Source organism: Pseudochrobactrum asaccharolyticum, from assembly GCF_003314995.1.
GTDB lineage: Bacteria > Pseudomonadota > Alphaproteobacteria > Rhizobiales > Rhizobiaceae > Pseudochrobactrum > Pseudochrobactrum asaccharolyticum.
This window is the reverse complement of sequence record NZ_QNRH01000003.1, coordinates 36,069-58,196: the sequence shown is the minus strand read 5'-3', so window position 1 is coordinate 58,196 and position 22,128 is coordinate 36,069. Positions and strand designations below refer to the sequence as shown.

Below are 22,128 nucleotides of genomic sequence, written 5' to 3'. Positions count from 1 at the left end.
CATTGCATTTCGTTATGCGGATTGCCGGATATAGTGCCCGTCGGATGCCCTCGCCCACCGGCTGACCGGCGGGCTGTAATCAAGTGATTTCAGCGGACTGCGTGGTTTTTCCTTATCGGCAGCGGTTATAATGCGCGCTTTTCTCTGTGCCGGATGCGTGACCGGAATCGCGGACAGCAAGCGCTGCGTATAAGGATGAACCGGATTGGCAATGACGTCTTTCTTGGCGCCGATCTCTACAATCTCGCCGAAATACATGACTGCAACGCGATCACAGATTTTCTCGACCGCTGCCATGTCATGGCTGATAAAAAGATACGAAACGCCGAATTCTTTTTGCAAATCAATCATCAGATCAATGATCTGTCCTTTGATCGCCACATCGAGTGCAGAAACGGCCTCATCCGCGATAATGAGTTTCGGTGACATCGCAAGCGCGCGGGCAATACAGATACGCTGCCTCTGTCCGCCGGAAAATTCGTGCGGCAGGCTGGCAGCACGGCGCGGATCAAGCCCCACTCTTTCCAAGAGCCAGTGCATTTTCTCCCGCGCCTCTTTGCCCTGCGCCAGACCATGCACAGTCATCGGTTCCATGATTGCGGAACCGATGGTTTGTCTGGCATTCAGGGAACCGAACGGATCCTGAAAAATCATCTGCACATCACGGCGCAGAGCCGAAAGACTTTTGGGATCTTTATAATCGATTTCTTGTCCGGAAAGCTGAATCCGGCCTGCATGAACAGGTGCCAGATCAATAATCGCTTTCCCGATCGTCGATTTTCCGGAACCGGATTCCCCGACCAGTCCAAGTGTCTCGCCTTTGCCGATTGCGAAGGAAACATTTTCCACCGCATGGACATTGCCGGTCAGTCTGCTGAGCAACCCCGAGCGCACCGGAAAGCGCACGCAAAGATCATTGACCGTAATCACCGGAGCATCTTTTGTGTCGCTTGAGCCTTCAGTCAGCGGCAGTTCCTGCAAAACTTCCAGCGGCACGACACGTTTCACCGATAGTCCAACAAGGCTTGGCGCTGCTGCAATCAGCGTGCGGGTATAGTCATCTTTCGGATTCGAAAATATCTCGTGAACTTCGCCCCGTTCAATCTCGCGCCCCTTTTGCATCACCAGCACATGATCCGCCATTTCGGCCACCACACCCATGTCATGGGTAATGAACAAAATGGCTGTGCCTGTTTCACGCTGCAATTCACGTAATAAATCCAGAATTTGCGCCTGAACGGTCACGTCCAGAGCCGTTGTCGGCTCGTCAGCAATAATCAGTTTCGGATTGCAGGCCAGTGCCATGGCAATCATAACACGCTGGCGCATGCCGCCGGAGAAAGTATGCGGATATTGTTTCATCCGTGTTTCGGGGTCAGGTATGCGCACCTTACGCAGCATCTCCAGCACAGCTTCACGCAAAGCTGTTCCTTTCAGCCCACGATGCAACCGGATAACCTCTGCCAGCTGATCACCGATCCTTTGCACCGGATTAAGCGATGTCATCGGCTCCTGAAAAATCATGCTGATCTGACTGCCGCGAATACTGCGCATCCGGTTTTCTGAAAGACCAAGCAATTCCGTATCCCCGAGCCGGACCGAACCGGTTGCGTGACCGGTTGCTTCCGGCAAAAGCCCCATAACCGCAAGCGAGGTCACGCTCTTGCCGGAGCCGGATTCACCGACAAGCGCCAGTGTTTTTCCTGCTTCAATCTCAAGATTAAGGCCATGGACAACGGGAACAGCACCAAAAGAGATATGCAAATCCCTGATAGACAGAATGGAATTATTCTTCATCACGATGCATCCTTCAAACGGGGATCAATCGCATCACGCAGCCCGTCACCGATCAAATTAAACGCAAGTACCAGCAGCAGAATTGCCAGACTTGGAAACAAAGCCAGATGGAAAGCATTAAGAATATTGTCGAAACCTTCACGCACCATGCCACCCCATGTCGGCGTTGGCGGGGCAAGCCCCAACCCAATAAAAGCCAGCGATGCTTCCGTACGCACAGCCGTTGCCATCCAGAGTGATGTCATCACCATCACTTCGGGAAGAATGGCCGGAAGAATATGCCGGAACAGAATGCGCGGCCCTGAAAACCCCATCGAACGACCGGCCTGCACATATTCACGGTCGCGCTGTGTCAGCACCGCAGCGCGTGCAATTCGAGCAAAGGCGGGGATGGCAGTAAACGCAATCGCAATAATAATATTGGTCAGTGTGGCCCCCATCAGTGCCACCAGCGCCAACCCAAGAATAAGTGAAGGAAAGGCCAGCACTACATCCATAATCTGCATGCAAATAATATCTGTACGTCCGCCAAGATATCCTGCAAGCATACCGATCAACGAGCCGATTATCGTTGCCGCAGCAATTGCCAGCAGGCCGATGGTCAGGCTGTAACGGGCACCCCAAAGCAAACGGGAGAAAATATCCCGTCCGAAATTATCTGTGCCAAACCAGTTTTCAGAACTCGGCGGCATCAACTGTTTGAAGATATCCTGCTCAGCCGGATCGTAAGGTGCAAGAAACAGCGCAAATATTGCGGCACTGATCAGCAGCACAACGACAAGAATCCCAATCCATGTTGATATCCCCAGCCTGCACAGAAACGGCATGACTGAGCTGAAAGCTCTTTTTTCGTAAGATGTGGAAATCGTGCTCATTTGTACTGAATCCTCGGATCAAGCAGGCCATAGGTCAGGTCTGTCAGAAGGTTCACGATGACAACCATAAAGGTGTAGACCACAATCATGCCCTGCAGCAGTGTGTAGTCTCGCTGGGTCAGGGCAGACAAAATCAGCTTGCCCAGCCCCGGACGGGAAAACACGATTTCTGTCAGAACTGAATTGCCAATCAGAATGCCGAGATATAGCCCCACAACCGTTGCAATCGGCACAAGGCAATTACCAAGCGCATGTTTCCAGACCACGCTATATTGCGATGCACCTTTAGCGCGGGCGGTACGCACATAGTCCTGACTCAGGACTTCCAGCATGGCAGAACGTGTCACACGGGTTATGTAAGTCATCATAATCAGGGCAAGAGATAATGTCGGCAGTGCCATCTGACGCAAGCGCTCCAGAACATCTCCTGAGCCGCCGGCACTGATAACCGGAAACCATTTCAGCTGAATAGCAAACACCATAAGCAGCAAAATGGCGGCCACAAAAGCAGGCAGGGACAGGCCAAGTAGCGAGATGAACCGGATAATGTAATCCGGCATTTTATTGCGCTTTACAGCCGCCCATACACCGGCCGGAACCCCGAGGATGAGACCCAGTGCCAATGCCGCAATGGTCAGTTCCAACGTGTAAGGCAAAACATTGAGAATTTCCGCTGAGACCGGTCTGCCGGTAATCATGGAATTCCCCAGATCGCCTTGCAAAGCATCCCGGAGAAAACTTCCATATTGCACCAGAACCGGCTTATCCAGTCCGAGCTTCTGATGTACCGCTGCAATACTGGCAGGGCTCGCCTGATCTCCGAGCAGCACCAGGGCAGGATCTCCGGGCAATATCCTTACAAGTAAAAATACCAGCGTTAAAACGCTGAAAAGAGTTATGGCGGCAAAGCCAAGTCTCCTCATCACAAAAGACAGCATCTCCCCTCCGAGATTCCCGTCACCGTGAAAGCAGCAATATTTTTCTGTTCCCATCCGGCTGTTTCAGCCGCGGGTTATGCCTGTCAATTCATGGTCACGATTTATGTGTTCTCCTGTCTCTAATGACAGCTAAAAAATTTGTTTGTGTCAATATATTTCTTTTAATGGAATTATTATTTATAATTATTCTGATTATTGGAATATGAGATTCTTTATGACAACAAATAATTCATCCTCAAATGCCTCACGGGCTTTGGACATTTTGCTGTTGCTAGGCGATTATGGTGAAGATGGTGCTGCGCTGGCAGATATTGCCAGAACGCTGGATGTCGCCAAATCGGCAGCCCACAGAACCCTGATGGCACTGACAGAACAGGGCTTTGCGGAACCTGCTGAACGCTATGGTCATTACCGGCTGGGTTCTGCCATTTTTCTGCTGGCACAACGTCAGCAACGCCTCACACCGCAAATTCAAAAGCTGCAGCCCGGTATGACAGAATTCACAAAAAAAACCGGATATACGACCTATATCATTGCACAATCGGGCTTTGATGCAGTTTGTGCTGAAATGATAAGCCGCTCAATTCTGCCACAACAGCAATTCGGTATCGGCGAAAGAATGCCATTAGGAATTGCCGCAGGCAGCGTTGCACTCATGGCCACTTTGCCAGAGAATGAGCGCGACGCAATTTTACAGGCTAATTCAGAACGTTACAGTCAATATCCTGCAGTGCGTCACGTAGATGTTGATGTGGTTAAACAACAAGTTGATGAAACCATTGAACGTGGTTATGCCGTTAATATGGGTTATTATCTGCCAGGCGTAGGCGGATTAGGTTTACCATTGCCAAGCCCCAATCCGTTTCGTGTCAATGTTGCTATTTCTTTCAATATTCCACTGGAAAATATGAAAGGTGACATCATTCAACATCATATTGATTTGCTCAAAGACTGCCTCAAAGATGAGTTCTGATTATAAATCCAATACCTGACCAAACAGATCATCGGGAGATAGCTCTTTCTTGACTGATCCCACGCGCATATTGAACTGCAGAACAAACCAACCGTGGCAAACATGGTATTTCGACCTGCACTAAGAAAAAGATCGAACGCATTTTAAATCAATAATGTCTTTATCTAAAATGGCAGAACTTAGTGCAATATCTGTAATCTAAAAGTGAAACGTACTCATCTCAACGAATACAGCAACTGTGGCGATGGAAAATACAACATTAAGAATATGTAATACAATGCTTTGAATTCATTCATCTATGGTTCATCCGCAAGCTTCTAACCTGTGAGCAATAACACAGGAGAGCAATATGTTTAAGAAATCTATCCTAGTAGCTATAGCGCTTACTTTTTTTGGTGCACCATTAGCCCAAGCCCGCGATTTCCATTCTCCTCATAAAGCCGAACAGCATCGCTATGAGCCAAACCGTCCTAGTTATGGCAAGCATTACAACACACCTAAGAACAGCCACTACAATAAACGCTGGGCTAAAGGTCAGCGATATAATGACTGGCGCCGCCATCAGGAAGTACGTGATTACAAACGGTATGGATTGCGCAAGCCGGGGCGTGGACAGCATTGGGTAAAAGTCGATGACCAGTATTTATTGATCACCGCAGCAACAGGTTTAATCGCAGCCATGATGATGACACGATAGGCAGTCGCACGACCTTAGCTTAGAGAGACAGCATTTTTACGGGCGCATGGTGCCTAGCCATGTGCCCGAAATACTTTTGATTACAACGCTTTTACAAACCATCCATGCCACCGTGAATTATAATTTCAGGTACCAGTATAACCTCAATTAAAAGTAGTCCATCAACACCAGTCAAACCATGAGTTGACATAGCGTAAGTTGCAACCTATATTTTTTGAAATCGATATTTGCTTGTTTAGCTTTGCTTTCAGTGCGCACAACGCGCCTTTGACGAACCTTCCTTTCAAAAAATCGCTATCACTTTCACAACGTATTTAAGTTGTGGGTATTCTCTTATTGCTATGAAAGGGTTCGTTATGGCCACTGGCACAGTTAAATGGTTTAATTCCACAAAAGGTTTCGGCTTCATTCAGCCTGATGAAGGCGGCGCAGACGTGTTTGTACACATCTCCGCAGTTGAACGCGCAGGTATGCGTGACCTCGCTGACAATCAGAAGATCGGTTACGATCTGGAGCGTGACAACCGCTCGGGCAAAATGTCTGCTACAAACCTGCAGGCTCTCTAATTAGGTATAACTTCTTCAGTGACCACGGATGTACTGGCACTTTGGAGAGCTTAATACCGATGAAGGTCAGACTATTCGTCTGGCCTTTTTTATTATGATTGAAAATATCGTTTCAAAATAAAATAGCGCATCATTGTGCACTTGATAATACTAGTCATCAATTCGCATATCTGTGCTAAAGTTACTCAAATCAGACATTTCTTACGCGCTCTGATGGCACGCTATGGCAGGCCACGTTTTTTTATAACAGACAAACTGTGCAGCTATTAACCATTTCGGGCGCCTATATCAGAAGCACACCAACATCCCATAAATGACTGAACATTGGTTTGAAGACGGACATAGTCCAACGCAAAGGTTCCTTGTTGTTTATAATCAGGTAAGTCTGCTTTTGCGTGTGCGCCGCCATAAACTCGCTGGCACTTCCTCATTACCATGAGTCAACCGCTGCATCGTAAAATGCAGCGGTCAGCTAACGGAATGAGAGTGTTCTATTCTCAGCCGCGGAAAATATAGTCCGCAATCGACTGTGGCTTCATTTCAATCGAGAAGCCCGGCAGCGATGGCGGCATATAGGCCGCATCTTTGATGATGCATGGCTCGATGAAATGCTCGTGCAGATGATCGACATATTCGATCACACGACCGTCCATGGTGCCAGAAACAGCAACATAATCGATCATTGAAAGATGCTGCACATATTCACAAAGGCCAACGCCGCCTGCATGTGGCCAGACCGGCTTGTTGTATTTCGCAGCAATCAGCAGCACGGCCAGAACTTCATTCAGGCCACCCATACGGCAGCTGTCGATCTGAACAATGTCGATAGCGCCTTCCGCGATGAACTGCTTGAACATGATGCGGTTCTGGCACATTTCGCCGGTCGCAACCTTCACGTCGCCAATGGCTTCGCGAATTTTGCGATGACCTGCAACATCATCCGGGCTGGTCGGTTCTTCGATGAAGAACGGCTTGGAGAAAGCAAGCTTGTTGACCCACTCGATCGCCTGATCGACTTCCCACACCTGATTGGCGTCGATCATCAGATAACGATCCGGACCGATCACTTCTCGCGCGATAGTGAGACGACGAATATCGTCTTCAAGATCACGACCAACCTTCATCTTGATGTGATTGAAGCCTTCATCAATCGCTTCCTGACAAAGACGACGCAGCTTGTCGTCGCCATAGCCGAGCCAGCCAGCCGAAGTCGTGTAGCAAGGATAGCCGGTGGCTTCGAGCGAAGCTATACGCTCGGCTTTGCCGTTTTCCGCTTTACGCAGAATTTCTAAAGCTTCATCGCGGGTCAGCACATCGGACAGATAGCGGTAATCGACGATGTCCGCGATTTCTTCCGGCGACATATCGGCCACGAGCCGCCATACCGGCTTGCCCGCCTGCTTTGCAGCCAGGTCCCAGAAGGCGTTGACGACCGCACCGGTGGCGAGATGCATCGCGCCCTTGTCCGGGCCGATCCAGCGCAGCTGGCTGTCGCCGGTCAGGTAACGCCAGAACTTGCCGGGAGCCGCGAGGAAATCATCCATCGAGGAGCCGACAACCAGATGGCGCATGGCGAGAATGGCCTGACAGCAAATATTGTTACCGCGACCAATGGTGAAGGTGAGGCCATGGCCCTTCAGCGCTTCGTCATCCGTATCGAGAATGACATAAGCTGCCGAGTAGTCCGGGTCCGGATTCATCGCGTCGGAACCGTCCAGACTTTGTGAAGTCGGGAAGCGCAGATCGAAGACGCGCAGATCAGTAATTTTCGTCATGATTGATTCCGTGATCTGAGCATGATCCCCAAAAATGGAGATCGGTTTTAGAGATCATGCTCAAGAAAATTAAACGTCCGCGCGCACGTTCTGCTTCTGCGAACCGAGACCTTCAATGCCGAGCTCGACAACATCGCCAGCCTTGAGGTAGCGCGGTGGTTTCATGCCCATGCCAACGCCCGGAGGCGTGCCGGTGGAGATGATATCGCCCGGCTGCAGAGACATGAACTGCGAGAGATAGGAAACCAGATGACGCACGCCATAGACCATGGTCTTGGTCGAGCCGTCCTGCATGGTTTCGCCATTAACGGTGAGCCACATTGTGAGATCCTGCGGATCAGCAACTTCGTCCTTCGTCACCAGCCATGGTCCGGTCGGGCCGAATGTGTCGCAAGATTTGCCCTTGGTCCACTGGCCGGCACGTTCGATCTGGAAAGCGCGTTCCGAGACGTCATGCAGCGTGCAGTAGCCAGCAACATAATCAAGCGCATCCTCTTCCGAAACGTATTTCGCTGTCTTGCCGATGACGATGCCGAGTTCGACTTCCCAGTCGGTCTTTTCCGAACCGCGCGGGATCAGCAGATCATCATTCGGACCTACGATAGCCGAGGTTGCCTTCATGAAGATAACTGGCTCTGGTGGTACAGCCATGCCGGATTCTGCTGCGTGATCGGCATAGTTGAGACCGATGCAGATGAACTTGCCGGTGCCTGCAACGCATGGGCCAAGGCGTGGGTTGCCTTCGACCTTTGGCAGCGCATTGACGTCCAGCGAACCGAGCTTGGCGAGTGCTTCAGGGTTGAGAACGGCACCCGACAGATCACTGACATGGGCAGAGAGATCACGGATATTGCCGTCGGCATCGAGAAGGCCCGGCTTTTCCTGACCGGTTTCGCCATAGCGAAGAAATTTCATGAGATTACTCCTTTTGGGGATTTGAAGTGGCGAACTTATATGGTCCAGCCGCCGTCGATGTTATATGCCTGACCGGTCGTGTAAGTTGCACCCGCGAGATAGACCGCGAGATCGGCAATTTCTTCCGGCTGGCCGATGCGGCCAATTGGCTGGCGCGCGATGAAGGCTGCACGCTGCTCTTCATAATCGCCCTGTGCGCGCAGACGGTCCTGCAGCGACGGGCTTTCAACAGTCCCCGGGCAGATGGCATTACAGCGGATGCCCTTGGCAACATAGTCGGCAGCAACAGCCTTGGTCAGACCGATGACAGCCGCCTTGGTGACGCCATAAGCAAAGCGGTTCGGTACGCCTTTGACGCTTGAAGCGACGGATGCCATGTTGACGATGGCACCATCCTTGCGCTCCAGCATACCCGGCAGCACAGCCTGAATGGTGCGGATCATCGCCTTGACGTTGAGATTGACGGCGAAGTCGAGGTCTTCGTCCTTCATTTCCAAAATCGAACCGCCATGGACAACGCCCGCGCAGTTGAACAGGATATCGACCTGACCGATCTCGGCAACGAGTGCCTTCACTGCCGCCTCGTCAAGCACGTTGAGTTTGCGGGTGATGATACCCGAAACACCGTTGAGTTCCTTCAGCGCTGCTTCGTTGATATCGGTCGCATAAACCTTGGCGCCTGCTTCCGCAAAAGCCAGCGCACTCGCACGGCCAATGCCTTGAGCGGCAGCTGTCACCAATGCGGTTTTTCCATCAAATCGTATCGTCATAGTCATGCCTTCCGTTCAACAAGCAGGATGTGGTCACAAGCAAGCACCACTTCGTTCCGCTGATTAAGCACTTCACACCGCTCGGTAACGCGGCCCAGATTTTTCCGTTTCGGGTCGTCTTCTTTTGCGCTGATCGTCACGTGCGTGCGGATCGTATCGCCGATATGCACCGGACGCACGAACCGAAGACGGTCATAGCCATAGGAAAACGCTACAGGGTTAATCAGCGTCGCAGTCAGGCCGACACCGATTGCAAAGATCATCGTGCCATGTGCAATGCGCTGACCACCCGGCAGGGTTTTTGCAAATTCCGCATCCATATGGTGCGGAAAGAAATCGCCCGTATGACCAGCGTGAACCACAAAATCCGTTTCGGTGATCGTGCGGCCATAGGTTATGCGCTGAGCCTCAAGTTCATAATCTTCAAAATAGATTACCTGTTCAGACATGATCAAAACTCCGGTTTTGCGGCAAGCGGCGTGGCGGGCGCAGCGCTTGACTGATAGGCCGCTTCGACCAGCGCAATGGTGTGCCATGCATCTTCAACCGAGCCGATCAATTCAGCGTCTTCGCCACAGGCGAAACGCTGTAACTGCGCCATACGATTGAGGAACGCATCCGGAAACCATGCACCTTCAAGCGCGACCTGCACCCAGTCGTCGCCACCCTTTGGCTTAATCCAAAGCTCGTCCGGTTCGCCGCGCGGATAGTCGAGATTGACGCCGAGTTTCACGTAAGCAGCACCCTCAGTCCCGCAAATACGGAACTCGCAGGCCTGAAACTTGCGGCCAAAGTCATGATCGTGATTGATCGACAGCGCACAGCGCACGCGGTTGCCATAGTCGAGGATTGCAGCGGTGCGGGTCTGTGCGACTTCGTGGTTTGGATGCCCAAGCGTCTTGGCGTGAACGCCTTGCGGATTGCCGAGCAGACCGCGCACGAAATCCAGATAATGGATCGAATGCATGGCGATCTCGATGCGCGGCAGGCCTTTGAGGAACGGCCACAGACCCCAAGGGGTTGCAAGCGCCAGCCATGCGTCAAAATCCACGACTTCACCAAGCAAGCCCTTATCGACCGCATCGTAAAGAGCGAGCATCATCGGTGCGAAACGCAGCTGGAAATTCACCGCGGCTTTGAGATTGCGCGCGCGGCAGGTTTTCAGAATTTCCGTTGCGCTATCCAAGTCACTGCCCATCGGCTTCTGGATCAGAACCGCAGCGCTTTCGGGCAATTGCGCAAGGATCGAAACATGGGCTGAGGGCGGCGTGGCCAGATCGAAGATCGCACTTCCAACGGCTAGCGCCTCTTCAATGCTGGCAAAAGCCTTCACGCCCCATTGGTTGGCAAGTGCCGATGCTTTTTCCAGATTAGGATCGAAAATACCTGCAACAGGAAAACCGCCCTTCTTGTAGGCAGGCAGATGTGCGTCGCCGACAATGCTGCCCGCACCGAAAATGACAATCGGCTTTGGCTGCGTGGGCTTCGCACACCACTGGCGCAGGCTTTTCGGATCAAAAGCCTCAGTCATGATGAAAAACCTCCTCCATCATCGCCCACCATTCACCCTCTTTTCGGGTTTCCAACGGCTTCTGACATGGCATACAGACCGACCACCATTCCTGATTTTTCGGGTTATCGGCCATCTTCTTCATGTCAGCTTCAAAGTCGGTGCCGACATAGTCCCATGTGCCAAACAGCAGGTTTTCCGGCTCTTTGAGAAAAATCGTATAATTGGTGATGTTGCACTCGGAAATGAGCGCCAGAATTTCCGGCCACACGCTCGCGTGCAGCTTCTTGTATTCTGTGATCTTTTCAGGCTTCAGCCCGATCACCATGCCCATTCTTTGTTTCTGGCGCTGCGCCATTACGACCTCACAATCTCGCGGGTGAATTCGGAAACCGACCGACTGCGGACGGCATCCCAATCCCACGAAATGCCAATACCAGCTTCCGATGGCGCAATGGCGTGGCCATCACGAATTTCCATACCCTTGGTGGTCAGTTCATCAAGCTGCGGAATATATTCGACATAGCGTCCGTTCTGCACGGCACAGGTGAGGCTGACATGCAGTTCCATCAGGAAGTGCGGGCAAACCGGAATGTCGAAGGCTTCTGCGGCATGTGCCACTTTCAGCCACGGTGTGATACCGCCGATACGCGCCACATCCACCTGCACGATAGAGCAAGCGCCCTTCTGCATATATTCACGGAAATGGCGGATCGAATAGATCGATTCACCAACTGCAATCGGTGTCGGGGTGGAGCGGGTCAGGCGAATATGGCCGTCAAGATCATCAGCCGGAAGCGGTTCTTCGATCCACGCCAGATCAAGCTCTTTCAGCCGCTCGGCACGACGGATCGCTTCGTCCACCGTAAAACCCTGATTGCAATCGGTCATGATTTCAAAGCCATCGCCCACGGCTGCGCGAACAGCAGAAAGACGCGCATAGTCTTCCGAACCATGCGGCTTGCCGATTTTCACTTTGGAACCAGAGAACCCCTTCGCTTTGGCGGCGAGTGCATCCTCAACCAGTGCTTCTTTCTCGATATGCAGCCAACCGCCTTCAGTCGTGTAAAGCGGACAGCGATCCTTGGCACCGCCTGCAAGCTTCCACAGCGGCAGGTTCTGTTTCTTTGCACGCAAATCCCAGAGGGCCGTGTCAATGGCAGCAAGCGCCAAAGCGGTAATCGCGCCGATGGTTGTGGCGTGGGTCGCAAATTCGAGCTTACGCCAGATCGCCTCAATGCAATCCGCATCCTCATTCAGGATAAGCGGCACCAAATGGTCGTTCAACAGCCGCATGACGGACGAGCCGCCGGTGCCGATGGTGTAGCTGTAGCCCGTCCCCACCGCCCCATCACTGTCGGTGATGGTAACGATTGGTGTTTCCTGACTGACGAAGCTCTGGATCGCATCGGTGCGCTTGACCTTCGGCGGAAGGTCGACCATGCGCAGTTCAACTTTTTCAATGCGTGCCATATCTATACCGCCAAACTCTTGCCGCTTGCCGCATCAAACAGATGCGCCTGCGACAGATCAAAATGCATGGAGATTGCTTCACCGGAATTGAGAAGGCGCGGGTTGAGCATACGCGCCACCCATTCCTTAGCCGCGAACTCGACAAAAACCAGCGTTTCATTGCCAAGCGGCTCGGTGATCGAAACGCGCAGATCCTGCTCATGCGATGTACTGGCACCACCCGACGACAGACCGTGGCCGGTCGGGAAAAGATCATCCGGACGCAGACCGAACGTCACCTTGGCTCCATCCGTAACCTTGGCCTTGAACTGTGCAGGCACTGGCAGACGGTCGCCGCTGGCGAAGACCAGTTCCGAACCCTGCACGGTAGCCTCTGCCATATTCATCGGCGGTGAGCCGATAAAACCCGCAACGAACTGGGTGGCCGGACGCTTGAACACTTCATCCGGTGTTCCGACCTGTTCAATATGGCCATCGCGCATGATGACAATGCGGTCGGCCAGCGTCATGGCCTCAACCTGATCATGCGTCACATACACGACGGTGGACTGCACTTTGGCGTGGAGCTTCTTGATCTCCGTGCGCATCTGCGTACGCAGTTTCGCATCGAGGTTGGACAGTGGTTCGTCGAACAGAAACACTTCCGGATTGCGCACGATGGCGCGGCCCATAGCAACGCGCTGGCGCTGGCCGCCTGAAAGCTGTGCCGGACGGCGTTCCATCAGCGCTTCAAGGCCAAGAATAGCTGATGCTTCATTGACGCGACGGTCAATTTCCGCCTGTGGCTGTTTGGCGATTTTGAGCGAGAAACCCATGTTTTCGCGCACCGACATATGCGGATAAAGCGCATAGGACTGGAACACCATGGAGATATTGCGATCACGCGGCGGGAGATCGTTGACCACCTTGCCGCCGATTTCCAGCGCGCCGTCGGAAATGCTTTCAAGACCTGCGATCATGCGCAGCGTTGTGGACTTGCCACAGCCGGACGGGCCAACAAGCGCTACAAATTCCTTGTCGGCGATTTCGAGATTGATGCCATGCACCACTTCGATTGTGCCATAGCGCTTGACGAGATTTTTAATGGAAAGCTGAGCCATTGTAATATCAACCTTTAACCGCGCCGAACGTCAGACCAGCAACAAGATGCTTCTGAACGATGAATGTGAGGGTCAGCGCCGGAATAATCATCACGACCGCCAGCGCGCACATGCCACGCCAGTCGATGGTGAATTCAGCGGTGTAATCGAGAAGACCGACAGGAAGGGTCTTGGAATTGACCGAACGGGTGAGCTGGGAAGCCAGCGCATATTCGTTCCATGAGGTGAGGAAGGCGAAGATGCCAGCAGTCGCAATACCGGGACCAGCCAGCGGAAATTCCACCTGCCAGAAAGCCTGCCAGCGCGTGCAGCCGTCAATCTGGGCTGCTTCAGCCAGATCCTTCGGCACCTGACGGAAGAAGCCGTCGATCAGCCAGATCGTGAATGGCACATTGAGCGCCACATAAGTGACAATCAGACCGAAATGCGTGTCGATAATGCCAATGCGCGAATAGAGCATGAAGAGCGGCAGCGACAAGGCAATGCCCGGCACCGAACGTGTCAGCATGAGGCCGAGGAATGTCGTCGACTTGCCCCAGAAACGGAAGCGCGCAAAGGCATAGCCACCTGAAATGCCGACGATCAGCGCGATGATGGTGGATGTGACCGAAATAATCAGCGAGTTGCGGAAATAATCCCAGACCGGAATGCCGCCGCCGCCAGCACCAGAGAACATTGCATAATAAGCGTCGAGCGTGATTTCCTGCGGTATCCAGACCGGCGGCTTTGCCATGATTTCAACCGGCGGACGCAGCGAGGACAGCACGATCCACAGACCGGGCAGGCAGATGATCGTCATCGCAAGAAACAGGCCGATGAGGTAGGCGACTTTCTTGACGCGGCGCAGCAGGCGATGCTGATCATTAGAGAGGGTTTTGGAAGCCATGATTACCACTCCGCTCCGATTTGCGCGCGTGCGGCTGCAAGCTTACGGAAGAACATTACGGTGAAGAGGATCGAGAGCAGGATCGCGATATAGGCCATTGCATTGGCCAGTCCCATCTGCGCATCCGAATAGGCGGTGCGCCCGACCAGCGTCCAGATCAGCTCGGTTCGCCGTGCCGGACCACCATCGGTCATGATCTTCACAATGTCATAGGCACGCGCCACATCGAGCGAACGAATGGTCATCGCGATGAAGGCAAATGGCATCAGATAAGGCCAGATGACATAGCGGAATGTCTGCCATGGCGTGCAACCATCAACGCGCGCGGCTTCAACCGGATCCTGCGGCATGGACAGAAGACCACCCAGAATGAGGATTGCAAACACCGAGGTCGACATCCAGACTTCTGCCATCAGAATGGCAAACAGCGCCAGATTGCCGTCGATCAGCCATGGAATGGCGGTGTCGGTGATACCCAGCGATTGCAGCGCATTGTTCACAAGACCGATATTGTCGTTGAACATGAATTTGAACTGGAAGCCAACCAAAACCGGCGAAAACATCATCGGGAACATCATCAGCGTGCGCAAAACGCGCTGGCCGTGGGTGGCCTTATTGATGAGCAGCGCCAGACCAAGCCCGAGCAGCATTTCCAGATTGAGCGCGATGGTAAGGAAGATCACCGTGCGAATGAATGCAGCCCAGAACACCCAATCACCCATGATGCGCTGATAATTTCGCAGACCGATGAAGTTGAACAGGCTGTCGGGACGCGTCAGCCGGAATGGCGTGAAGCTTGAATAAAGCGAAAGCGCGAGGGGAAACAGAACCACCGCAGCGAGGATGATGAAGGCCGGAAGCAAAAGCAAAACCGGCGGGGAAATTCGTTTAAACATTGTTCTTCCGAAGTGATTAAGCCAGCATCAAAGCGCGCGCATCTTGTCCCAAAACCGCTACACACTTTTTGGGATGCGTTTGGAATGGCCCGCCCCTGTTCAGAGCGGGCCATGAAGTCACAGGTTTAAATCACAAGGCAAAATTAGAGTTCGCCAGCATCCTCAAGGATCTGCGTTGCCTTCTTGGCTGCATCGTCAAGCGCCTGCTGCGAGGTCTTGTCGCCAAGGATTGCAGCCTGAAGCTCAGGATAGACAGCATTGGAAATTTCGATCCATGACGGGGTCTGCGGGACCGGGAAAGCGGTCTTTGCTGTTTCCTGGAACACCGAGAGCACTTCCTTCTTGTACGGATCGGAAGCAGCCTGTTCGATGACATAATCCCAGACAGCGGTACGGGTTGGCAGCGTGCCGGCAGCCGATTCCTGCTTCTGCGAATCCTCGTTGGTCAGGAACCAGACGAGCGAAGCAGCAGCTTCCTTGGTGCCGCAGGATTCAGTGACCGAGAAGCCGTGATGACCCGACCAGCCGGTGCGCTTGCCGGAAGAACCTGCCGGCGGAGGAACGATACCGACATTGCCTGCGACCTTCGACGACTTTGGATCGTTGAAATAGGTCGCCCAGCCTGGCCAATCCAGATTGAGTGCAATGGTGCCGGATGCAAAGCCAGCGCCCAGCTCATCCCAGAGATAATTGGTGGTGCCTGCAGGAACGGCCTTGGCCTTGTAAAGATTGACGAACCAATCAAGCGCACGGACACCGGCTTCAGAATTGAAAGCTGGCTTGCCGTCCTTGAGATATTCGCCGCCCTCTGCGACCAGCATTTCGTAGAAGCGGCCGTTGATGGCTTCTTCCTTGCCCGCAAACTGCGTGCCGTAGAAATTCGGCGGATCGGCAAAGAACACAGCCTGATCGGAAACTTCTTTCCATGTCCTAGGCGGTGCCAGATCGTAACCGTATTTTTCCTTGAATGCGGTCTTCTTGGCGTCGTCTTCGTAAAGGCTCTTCTGATAGTAGAGCGCTGAGACGTCGAACTGCGCGCGTGGCAGCATGACCAGTTTATCGTTAAGCGTCGAAGCCTTGATCACCGATGGCACGAAACCTTCGATTTCACCTGCAGGAAGCAAACCATTCAGATCGGCATAAAGGTCAGGATATTGCGGCGAAAAAGACGAGTGGTTGGAGCCGACACACCAGTTGATCGAACCCGAAGCGATGTCCGACTTAATTTCCTTGTCCAGTTCAAAGTGGTTCTTCTTGGACAGGATGTTGACCTTGGCACCGGTCGCCTTTTCCCATTCAGCAATGCGCGAATACAGCGCTTCATACTGCTGACCGCCAATGAGCTTGGCATTGATGGTGACGCCTTCAAATTTCCCCGGAAGTTCCGCTGCAGATGTCTGGGTAGCCAATAGGGCAAGTATAGCGGTGCCTGCCAGCATCCATGATGCTTTTCTCATTTCGTTTCCTCCTAACTTCCGGCAGTTTTCTGCCATTCCCCATTTGTGAAGTTAATATTTATATGCAAACATAATATTCAGCAGTGGTCAAGCTGGTTTAAGTGTAATACTAACTTTAACAAGTTTTCGCCTTCATATATGAAAGCCGGATTTCATTGAGGAGATTGTTATGGATATTGACGATCGTTACCGTGCCCCCGCACTCGATAAAGGGCTTGATATTTTAGAGCTGCTCGCCACGGTTGACGGCGGTCTGACGCAGGCAGAAATCTCAAAGCATTTAGACCGTAATCCGAATTCTTTTTACCGGATGCTCGATCGTCTGGTGAAACGCGGTTATGTGACCAAGCTCGATGGCGACCGCTATAGTTTAACGCTAAAACTGTTCGGGCTGGGGCAGCTGCATGCGCCCGTCCGGCGTCTTGCATCATTTGCCATGCCCTATATGCGGGATCTTGCGCAGGGATCAAAACAGGCGAACCAGCTTGCAGTGTTTGATCGTGGTTCTGTCGTGGTGATTGCCCAGCAGGAAGCGCCGGATTATTGGGGCATCTCTATTCGGGTGGGCTCACATATCAGTATGTTTGATACCGGCTCCGGCCATATTCTTCTGGCCTTCAGTTCACCGGAAGAGCGCGAAATGATGATTGCCGCCCATATAAAAAATGATGAAAAAGTGCAGCTGGGGCAGAGTTTTTATGACCGTCTCGATCAGATACGCGAGCGCGGCTATGAAATGATGCCGAGCGCACAAATGGCCGGTGTTTATAATCTTTCCGCACCCATTCTCGGCTCTGACGGTACCTGCATCGCAGCTCTGACTATTCCATATGTGACGCTGGTTAATTCATCATCAGGACCCGATATTACTCAGACGATCACTCTGTTGCAAAAGACAGTTAAAGATCTTTCGAAACTCGTTGGTGCAGATATCGCGGGCACAGAATAAATTCAGAGAAAAACTGGCCGGAGGAGGAACTGTCATGTTGATCGATACCCACCTGCATCTCATTGATAAAAAGGCACTAAACTATCCGTGGCTTGCCAGCTTCCCCCCATTGGACAGGGATTATTTATTTGCCACTTACAGGCAGGAGGCCGAGCGCTGCGGAATAAGCGCTGCCCTGCATATGGAAGCCGATGCTGCGCCTGATCTGATGCACGCAGAAACGGATTATATCCAAAAAACAGCACAGCAATCCGGTCACTTTATCAAGGGGGCGATGGTTTCCTGCCGCCCTGAGGATGAGGATTTTCCGGATTATCTGCAACAGCAGCAAAAGAACGGGTTTGTAAAAGGATTCCGCCGCGTTCTGCATGTTATGCCCGATGACCTGTCGGAAAATCCTCTCTTCAGAGAGAACATCAAGCGAATCCAGGGCACAGGACTGACATTTGACCTCTGTATCTTACCACATCAGACCAGCAAGGCGGCAGCCCTTGCAGATGTCGCGCCTGATGTAACTTTTATTCTGGATCATTGTGGCATACCGGATATTAAATCCGGAGCGCCGGAGAGCTGGAAAGAGGGAATTACCGAACTGTCAAAGCGTAGCAATGTTGTGGCAAAAATTTCCGGTGTTGTCGCTTATTGTGATGCCGACAGCTGGAATGTCGGGACCCTGCGTCCTTATGTTGAACATGTTATTGCGGCATTCGGCTGGGATCGCGTCGTGTGGGGAAGTGACTGGCCGGTTTGTACTTTGGCAAGTCCGGCTGGTGGCGGATTATCCGCATGGGTTGCCGCAACTCATGCTTTGCTCGAAGGGTGCAGCGAAACTGAAAAAGCGCGGCTTTTGTCAGAGAATGCACGCCGGATCTGGAAACTGTAAATCTCAGTTGCAGTCTGAAAAGACATGCGACAACAGCGACAGAGCGTTTCTTTCAAAGCAGAAACGCCCTGTCGATTGTCTCTTTGATCTTATTAAAAGCTTTCCCGAAAGAGGCGGTTAAGATCGGTTATGACCGTTTTTGAAGCCTCATTATCCTGCAAAGCCTTGTTAATTCGCTTAGATGCAGCATCCTGAAACGGCATATATCCGTCGTGCCTTGGTCGCACCCATGCACCTTCCAGCGTTGCCCGTGTCTGGCGATAAAAATCAGATGCAGCCTGATTAACGCTCTCGTCAGCCCATGCCGCTGCGTGGCCGGGCTGCCCGTTAGAACCTGCGTAGAGTCCTTTTTGTATGTCCCCGCTTGCGATCCAATAGGCAAAATCAATGGCGGCTTGAGGATACTGCGTGAATGCGGAAACAGCAATGCCGGTGCCGCCGAGAGCAGACCCTGCGACGCCCGCCGCACCTGCCGGAATATCGGCAAAGTGGATCAGATGTTCCCGAAACTCTGGCATCGCGTAATTCACATAGCCATAGATCAGTGGTGAACAGGCGATACCGGATTGCGGCTCAGCCATTGCCTCAAACACGGCAATCGGGTCCATCAGGAAACATTCCGGTTTTACCAAAGCTGCGAGTGCTCTTAATTTTTCAAAGGCTTCGCAACCGTCTTGCAAAGCAATCAGCTCGCCCTGTGCCGCGCATGGGGTGCCATTATTGGCCGCCAGCGTATAAAAACTCATAAGGGAGTGCGGCGGGAGTAACGGTAATAATACTTTGCCTGCGCGGGCAAGGTGCAGAACCTCATCCCACGAAGCTGCCGCATGCGTTATTAAATCGGGGCGCCATGCCTGTACCTGCGTTGCCGCATCCAGCGGAAAAGCCCATTGGTGCCCTTGCCAGTGATAACTCGGAAAAGACTGCCCGACAGAACCGTCAGCAAGCGCACGCAGTTCCGTCTCTCGACCGGCAATATCAAGCGGGAGCAGGCATTTTTCTTTAGTAATTTGCCCGACATGCGGATGATCAATGACGATCAAATCGAAATTACGCGCCAGTTCCTCGACCGGAAATGTCTCGAAATCCTGTAATGAGCGTTTTTCCCATGTGACCTCGACACCCTGATCCTTGCACCATTGTGCAGCACCGGCAACTAAAGGATCAAACCCGCGGGGATGGCTCCATGTCATACCTCTCAGACGGACAGAACTCACAGGCCGAACTCCTCTCTGATGTTTTGGCTATGCTGACCGATACGGGGCGCGGCGTGGGCTGCTTTTGCCCGATATCCGTTGATACGCAGTGGTGAACGTGTGGTTGTAATTGCAACATCATCCTCACGGGTGACGGTTTGCAGCATATCAAGCACAGAAAAACCTTCGCTTGCGAGAAGCTCTTCCCAGTTCAGCACATGGGCGCACCAGATATCGGCAGGTTCCAAAATTGCGAGCCATTCACCGACCGTTTTTTGTGCAATTCGGGTGGCAATCAGTCGTTTGATGGTATCGCGCTTTGTGAACCAACTCGCGCTGTCCTCTGCAAATGGTGCCAGTTCGGGCATGTCCAGATGCGCGGCGAGCTTGGGTATCGGCATCATGGCAATTGCGAGAAAACCGTCTGCAGCCTGATAAACCCCATAAGGTGCAGACAAATAAGCATGGGCACTGCGGAAATCTGACCGTTTCGGCAGGCGGCGGCCATCATTGAGATAGGTTGTCAGAACTTCGAACTGAAAATCGACCAGCGCTTCCAGAAGACTGGTTTCGACATGCGAGCCTTTATTGGTAATGCCGCGACGCACAAGTGCTGCGAGGATACCCTGTGCCGCTGCAGCGCCGGCCAGCATATCGGCAACGGCAAGACCAAAAGGCACTGGTCCCTGTCCCTCATCGCCATTGAGCCACATTAAACCTGAACGTGCCTGTGCCAGCAAGTCCTGCCCCGGTCGTGAGACCCACGGGCCTTCTTCGCCATAACCGCTGATGGACGCATAGACGATGCACGGATTGAGCGCTTTTACCGCTTCGTAATCGAGGTTCAACCGCTGGATAACACCGGGTCTGAAGTTTTGAATAACGACATCCGCCTGAGCAATCAGTTTCCGCAATGAGGCCAGATCGTCAGGGCTTTTTAGATCAAGAGCAATGCTCTCTTTGCCGCGATTAATGGCGTGGAAGATCGTGGAGTCTCCGCCAATTTCCGTATCGCTCAAATAAAGGCCGCGAGACAGATCTCCACCGTCAGGGCGCTCAATTTTGATAACACGGGCTCCCAGATCCATCAGTCTCAGTGAGCAATAAGGCCCAGATAAAAACTGGCTCATATCCAGAACCACAAGCCCGCTAAGTGGCAGCTCACTCTCTGTCATTTTATTATACCCTCCCATATAATTCGTATTTGAATGTAATATTCACATACGAATTATTTTATAGCAAGGTTGAAATCTGCAATCACCGTATAGCCAAGAAGACATTGTGTTCAAAACTTTGAAGCAAGTATCTGCGGTTATGAGCTATGATTGAATCTCGCTCAGTGTTATCATCCCTTATACTTTACTACCGACATCATTCCTGTGTACGGTGCCATTATACACCCAGATTAAAGCCCTATAGAATGAAATGTATTGGAGCAGTATCTAGTGCTTCAAGGCACTCTGCATTGGCGTTTTCTTTATATTTCGCTTAATCCACGGCGCTTTGTATAGTCGAGCGTATTTATTATGCTAATTTGGAAGTTCAGACGTTTTTGCTTCATAAATATATTGTTTTAAAATGCCTTCCGAGCCAGAATAGCTGGCGATGCTAGTTATTAGTCTCAGGTAATCCCTATGCTCATAAATAACAGCAGTTCCAAGCCTCCAACCGCTTGTGACAATTAATTCTGCAATCAGGGAGCTTGAGGTGCAACTCACTCTTTTGGCTGCAACTGCTACACACTCAATGCGACTTTGAAGACTAATTGGACGCGCCCAGTTAAGTAATCCTGCGTTTTTCAACGGGACTTTGGGGTGGAATTTAAGCAGCCGTTTTCAGTTTCTGTGCGGGTATTATGCCGCCGATGCCCATCTGTTCCATACGCCCGGAACCACTGCGTAGAAAATTCCTGGGCTTCTTCGATAGTTTCAATGATGTGCTGGTCGAGCCATTCGTGTCGAACCGTTCGGTTATAGCGTTCATCCTATACGTTTTACTGCGGCTTTTCAGCTTAGATGTGATTGATCGTAACGCCTGATTTGCCCGCCCATTCCAACAGTTTACCACTGACGTATTCAGGTCCATTATCCACATGACTTACTCACGGTAGGCCGCGCCATTTCATAATTTGATTAAGGTAACGAAAGACTCGTCACTCTCTTGCGGCCGATCTTATCACCAAGATTTCCAAGTATAATTTCGCCAAGTGGGCGAGCGAAGTATGTTACACCGAAAGTACCGAAGAATAACAGCAGTGACACGGCATCATTCTTTGCAGGAAAATACAGTCTGGCGATTGTACCCGCCATAATGCCAAAAATATAAATATCAAAGCACTCAAACATATTACCTATGGTTGCTGCTACAATTGGTGCTCGCCGACTTCCAATAACTGAAGTTGAAATTTGAACTTCCGGCACCAGAACAGTTGGATTGCTCATTTGTTCCTCCCTACTTTAAAGGGGGGGCGCC

The 22,128-nt window shown here is 52.0% G+C and carries 22 protein-coding genes and 1 pseudogene; 5 read left to right on the top strand and 18 right to left on the bottom strand.

What is annotated here, in order from left to right; translation table 11 throughout:
* Positions 1–12 precede the first annotated feature (12 nt).
* The 3 genes from DFR47_RS08815 to DFR47_RS08805 are packed head-to-tail and all read right to left on the bottom strand — an operon-like array spanning position 13 to position 3,610.
* Positions 13–1,797: an ABC transporter ATP-binding protein gene (locus DFR47_RS08815; RefSeq protein WP_113944057.1), complete on the bottom strand. Its 1,785-nt coding sequence runs from the start codon at positions 1,795–1,797 to the stop codon at positions 13–15.
* Complete coding sequence (locus tag DFR47_RS08810) at positions 1,797–2,624, bottom strand: ABC transporter permease (protein WP_374788413.1); 828 nt, start codon at positions 2,622–2,624, stop codon at positions 1,797–1,799. Before DFR47_RS08810 ends, DFR47_RS08815 begins: the two co-directional genes overlap by 1 nt.
* Positions 2,625–2,668: 44 nt before the next feature.
* Entirely contained in the window at positions 2,669–3,610 is a 942-nt protein-coding gene (locus DFR47_RS08805) for an ABC transporter permease (RefSeq protein ID WP_113944055.1), read from the bottom strand.
* A 142-nt stretch (positions 3,611–3,752) separates the two neighbouring features.
* Here DFR47_RS08805 and DFR47_RS08800 point away from each other — a divergent pair, with 142 nt between their 5' ends.
* The 3 genes from DFR47_RS08800 (at position 3,753) to DFR47_RS08790 (ending at position 5,846) form a co-directional block, all read left to right on the top strand.
* Positions 3,753–4,583 (top strand): IclR family transcriptional regulator, encoded by an 831-nt coding sequence (locus tag DFR47_RS08800; protein ID WP_245416512.1) that lies wholly within the window; start codon positions 3,753–3,755, stop codon positions 4,581–4,583.
* Positions 4,584–4,932: 349 nt separating this feature from the next.
* Positions 4,933–5,280 (top strand): RcnB family protein, encoded by a 348-nt coding sequence (locus DFR47_RS08795; protein WP_113944054.1) that lies wholly within the window; start codon positions 4,933–4,935, stop codon positions 5,278–5,280.
* Positions 5,281–5,636: 356 nt separating this feature from the next.
* Positions 5,637–5,846 carry a cold-shock protein gene (locus tag DFR47_RS08790; RefSeq protein WP_170137466.1) on the top strand — a complete coding sequence of 70 codons (210 nt, stop codon included), beginning with the start codon at positions 5,637–5,639 and terminating at the stop codon, positions 5,844–5,846.
* Positions 5,847–6,343: 497 nt separating this feature from the next.
* Here DFR47_RS08790 and DFR47_RS08785 read toward each other — a convergent pair whose 3' ends face one another.
* The 11 genes from DFR47_RS08785 to DFR47_RS08735 all read right to left on the bottom strand — a co-directional run bounded on the left by DFR47_RS08785 (position 6,344) and on the right by DFR47_RS08735 (position 16,628).
* On the bottom strand, positions 6,344–7,621 hold the full coding sequence (locus DFR47_RS08785; RefSeq protein WP_113944052.1) for an L-fuconate dehydratase: 1,278 nt from the start codon (positions 7,619–7,621) through the stop codon (positions 6,344–6,346).
* 69 nt (positions 7,622–7,690) lie between these two features.
* Positions 7,691–8,536, bottom strand: coding sequence for a fumarylacetoacetate hydrolase family protein (locus tag DFR47_RS08780; protein ID WP_113944051.1), 846 nt, complete (start codon positions 8,534–8,536; stop codon positions 7,691–7,693).
* Between the two features lie 35 nt (positions 8,537–8,571).
* Positions 8,572–9,306, bottom strand: coding sequence for an SDR family oxidoreductase (locus DFR47_RS08775; protein ID WP_113944050.1), 735 nt, complete (start codon positions 9,304–9,306; stop codon positions 8,572–8,574).
* Positions 9,307–9,308: 2 nt separating this feature from the next.
* On the bottom strand, positions 9,309–9,755 hold the full coding sequence (locus tag DFR47_RS08770) for a MaoC/PaaZ C-terminal domain-containing protein (protein ID WP_113944049.1): 447 nt from the start codon (positions 9,753–9,755) through the stop codon (positions 9,309–9,311).
* Positions 9,756–9,757: 2 nt separating this feature from the next.
* Positions 9,758–10,837, bottom strand: coding sequence for a Gfo/Idh/MocA family protein (locus DFR47_RS08765; RefSeq protein ID WP_113944048.1), 1,080 nt, complete (start codon positions 10,835–10,837; stop codon positions 9,758–9,760).
* On the bottom strand, positions 10,830–11,174 hold the full coding sequence (locus DFR47_RS08760; protein WP_113944047.1) for an L-rhamnose mutarotase: 345 nt from the start codon (positions 11,172–11,174) through the stop codon (positions 10,830–10,832). The genes DFR47_RS08765 and DFR47_RS08760 overlap by 8 nt, the downstream gene beginning before the upstream one ends.
* Entirely contained in the window at positions 11,174–12,289 is a 1,116-nt protein-coding gene (locus tag DFR47_RS08755; protein WP_113944046.1) for a mandelate racemase/muconate lactonizing enzyme family protein, read from the bottom strand. The genes DFR47_RS08760 and DFR47_RS08755 overlap by 1 nt, the downstream gene beginning before the upstream one ends.
* Before the next feature lie 2 nt (positions 12,290–12,291).
* Entirely contained in the window at positions 12,292–13,389 is a 1,098-nt protein-coding gene (locus tag DFR47_RS08750; RefSeq protein WP_113944045.1) for an ABC transporter ATP-binding protein, read from the bottom strand.
* Positions 13,390–13,396: 7 nt separating this feature from the next.
* A complete protein-coding gene (locus DFR47_RS08745) occupies positions 13,397–14,275 on the bottom strand; it encodes a carbohydrate ABC transporter permease (RefSeq protein WP_064320112.1) in 879 nt (292 codons plus the stop codon).
* A 2-nt stretch (positions 14,276–14,277) separates the two neighbouring features.
* The gene (locus DFR47_RS08740; RefSeq protein ID WP_064320111.1) at positions 14,278–15,171 is read right to left on the bottom strand and encodes a carbohydrate ABC transporter permease; all 894 of its coding nucleotides are present in this window, start codon (positions 15,169–15,171) and stop codon (positions 14,278–14,280) included.
* A 143-nt stretch (positions 15,172–15,314) separates the two neighbouring features.
* Positions 15,315–16,628, bottom strand: coding sequence for an ABC transporter substrate-binding protein (locus DFR47_RS08735; RefSeq protein WP_113944044.1), 1,314 nt, complete (start codon positions 16,626–16,628; stop codon positions 15,315–15,317).
* Between the two features lie 169 nt (positions 16,629–16,797).
* Here DFR47_RS08735 and DFR47_RS08730 point away from each other — a divergent pair, with 169 nt between their 5' ends.
* Entirely contained in the window at positions 16,798–17,577 is a 780-nt protein-coding gene (locus DFR47_RS08730; protein ID WP_113944043.1) for an IclR family transcriptional regulator, read from the top strand.
* Between the two features lie 34 nt (positions 17,578–17,611).
* Complete coding sequence (locus DFR47_RS08725) at positions 17,612–18,460, top strand: amidohydrolase family protein (RefSeq protein ID WP_113944042.1); 849 nt, start codon at positions 17,612–17,614, stop codon at positions 18,458–18,460.
* 92 nt (positions 18,461–18,552) lie between these two features.
* Here DFR47_RS08725 and DFR47_RS08720 read toward each other — a convergent pair whose 3' ends face one another.
* From DFR47_RS08720 to DFR47_RS08705, 4 genes and pseudogenes are all read right to left on the bottom strand, one after another.
* The gene (locus tag DFR47_RS08720) at positions 18,553–19,653 is read right to left on the bottom strand and encodes an extracellular solute-binding protein (protein ID WP_210207297.1); all 1,101 of its coding nucleotides are present in this window, start codon (positions 19,651–19,653) and stop codon (positions 18,553–18,555) included.
* A gap of 20 nt (positions 19,654–19,673) precedes the next feature.
* Positions 19,674–20,831, bottom strand: coding sequence for a CaiB/BaiF CoA transferase family protein (locus DFR47_RS08715; protein ID WP_113944040.1), 1,158 nt, complete (start codon positions 20,829–20,831; stop codon positions 19,674–19,676).
* A 646-nt stretch (positions 20,832–21,477) separates the two neighbouring features.
* Positions 21,478–21,808 (bottom strand): annotated as a pseudogene (locus DFR47_RS22090) (integrase core domain-containing protein); the annotation flags it as partial.
* Complete coding sequence (locus tag DFR47_RS08705) at positions 21,789–22,097, bottom strand: MHS family MFS transporter (RefSeq protein ID WP_147245526.1); 309 nt, start codon at positions 22,095–22,097, stop codon at positions 21,789–21,791. The pseudogene DFR47_RS22090 and the gene DFR47_RS08705, both read right to left, overlap by 20 nt.
* Between the last annotated feature and the right edge of the window lie 31 nt (positions 22,098–22,128).